This is a genomic window from Eudoraea sp. (assembly GCF_049665975.1).
Classification (GTDB): domain Bacteria; phylum Bacteroidota; class Bacteroidia; order Flavobacteriales; family Flavobacteriaceae; genus Eudoraea.
Genome location: NZ_JBATGR010000018.1, coordinates 1 through 2611, shown reverse-complemented (window position 1 = coordinate 2611; position 2611 = coordinate 1). Strand labels below are relative to the sequence as shown.

Here is a 2611-nt window from a genome sequence, read left to right as displayed (position 1 = left end):
GGATATAGTTGTAGGTACCCCCGGCAGGTTATATGACTTGATTTTAAGTCGTGCATTGCAATTAAAAGCGATTAAAAAATTAGTCATTGATGAAGTTGATGTCATGCTCGATTTAGGGTTTAGGTTTCAGCTTACCAATATTTTCGATTTATTACCAACAAAGCGTCAAAATATTATGTTTTCCGCCACAATGACTGAGGAAATAGAAGATATAATAGCTAAATTTTTTATTTCGACAGTAAAGATTTCAGTTGCCTTAAGTGGTACACCATTGGAAAATATTACTCAAAGCAGCTATGCGGTGCCCAATTTTTATACTAAAGCAAATTTGCTCGTACAGTTGTTAAAAGATGCAGCCACTTTTAAAAAAGTACTCGTTTTTGTTTCAAATAAAAGAAGTGCCGATCGTTTGTTTGAAGAATTACAAGAGTTATATAATGAGGAAGTTTGTGTAATTCACTCTAATAAAACGCAAAACTACCGAATGCGGTCTATTAAACAGTTTGATGAAGGGCTAAATAGGATTTTGGTTACTACCGATGTAATGGCACGCGGTCTTGATTTAAGCGAAATAACTCATGTTATAAACTTTGATACCCCGCGTTTTCCTGAAAATTACATGCACCGAATTGGTCGTACAGGCCGGGCAGAGAAGAAAGGAGAATCCCTATTGTTCTATTCGAAGAAAGAAATTGCCTATAAAAATGCTATTGAAGCACTTATGAATATGGAAATTAAACAAATTCCATTTCCTGCAGACGTAGAAACAGCTACAAGGCTAACCCCGGAAGAGCAACCTCAGGTTAGTGAACCATATAATCCCCATAAACAAAGTAAAGAGCATGAACGTGGGGAAAGTTTTCACGAAAAGGCGGAAAAAAACAGGAAAACAAATGAAAGAGGGGCTTACAAACGCATAATAAAAGCCAAATATAAAAAACCGCAAACCAGAGGTGATAAGAATTATAATAAAAGTAAAAGAAAGAAATAACTATTACTTAAGATTGGTATTTAGTTGAAAAGGCACTGGTTATTATTATATCGGACACACTACTTTATTTCGAGTAATTTTACCTTATGATCAGAAACATCCAGGTAAGGGTAGGTTTAAAGGAAGAGGGCCAAGAAGGCATTCTTATGCGTAAAGCTGCGCAAAACCTTGGTATTTCTGAAAATGATTTTACAATAAAAGTACTTCGGAAGTCTATCGACGCGAGAAAAAAAACTATCTATTTCAATTACAAGCTCACCGCTTACATAAAGGAAAAAGCTCCTGAGAGTTCTACCTACTCTTTTGCTTACAAAGATGTTTCAAAAGCCAAACCCATTCATATTATCGGTTTTGGTCCTGCTGGAATGTGGGCCGCATTGCGTTGTTTAGAGCTTGGCTTCAGGCCTATTGTTCTTGAGCGGGGTAAAAATGTGCAAGATCGTCGCAGAGATATAAAAGCCATAAACCAGGATCATATTGTAAACGAGAATAGCAATTACTGTTTTGGGGAAGGTGGTGCAGGCACCTATTCCGACGGGAAATTATATACACGGAGTCTAAAACGAGGTGATGTCAGACGTATTTTTGAAAGCCTTGTACACCATGGTGCAACAGAACATATACTTATTGATGCACACCCACATATTGGCACGAATAAACTACCTAAAATTGTTCAGAACATTCGGGAAACAATACTCAGACATGGTGGCGAAGTACATTTCAATACTAAAGTGATTGATTTGATAATAGAGCATAACGAGTTAAAAACAATTGTTTTACAGAATGGAAATGAATTGCAAGTATCCCGGGTCATATTAGCGACAGGCCATTCTGCCCGTGACATTTTTTACCTTCTTCAAAAAAAGAACATCGCCCTAAAAGCAAAGTCTTTTGCTATGGGGGTTCGCGTAGAACATCCACAGCAAATTATAGATTCTATTCAATACCATTGCAAAGGAGAGCGCGATGAACTACTTCCGGCCGCTTCCTATAGCTTGGTTCAACAAGTGAAGAATCGAGGTGTGTATTCGTTTTGTATGTGCCCTGGTGGGTTTATAGTTCCCGCAGCTACATCGCCTGGGGAAGTAGTTGTTAACGGTATGTCGCCTTCCAAACGAAATAACCTTTTCGCAAATTCAGGCATTGTTGTTGAAATTAACGTGGAGGAAGATCTTCCGAAATACGAAAAGTTCGGCGTCTTAAAAGGTTTGGAATACCAAAAAGATTTAGAACGATTGGCCTTTACTTCTGGTGGAAGAAGCCAAACCGCTCCTGCCCAGCGGTTAACAGATTTTGTAGGGGGTATACTCTCTTCAGATTTAAACCCAACATCGTACCAACCTGGACTCAAATCGGCACCCTTGCATTCGTTACTTCCCAGGTCGATAGGAAGCCGTTTAAGAACCGGATTTGCAGAATTCGGCAAGAAAATGAAAGGCTACTACACCTCAGAGGCCAATATTGTGGGAGTAGAATCGCGGACTTCGTCTCCGGTAAACATTCCCAGGAACGAACAATTAGAGCATCCCGAAATTAAAGGTTTGTTCCCATGCGGTGAAGGTGGTGGTTATGCAGGCGGCATTGTATCATCGGCGATGGATGGTGAACGATGTGCTGAGG

The 2611-nt window shown here is 39.3% G+C and carries 2 protein-coding genes; both read left to right on the top strand.

The genetic code is table 11. The features are described 5' to 3' along the window. Positions 1-991: DEAD/DEAH box helicase (locus tag WBN20_RS00685; RefSeq protein WP_424280347.1), on the top strand; the 991-nt coding region annotated here is incomplete at its 5' end. Positions 992-1077: 86 nt separating this feature from the next. Beyond that, on the top strand, positions 1078-2611 hold a 1534-nt coding region (locus tag WBN20_RS00680; RefSeq protein WP_424280346.1), incomplete at its 3' end, for an NAD(P)/FAD-dependent oxidoreductase.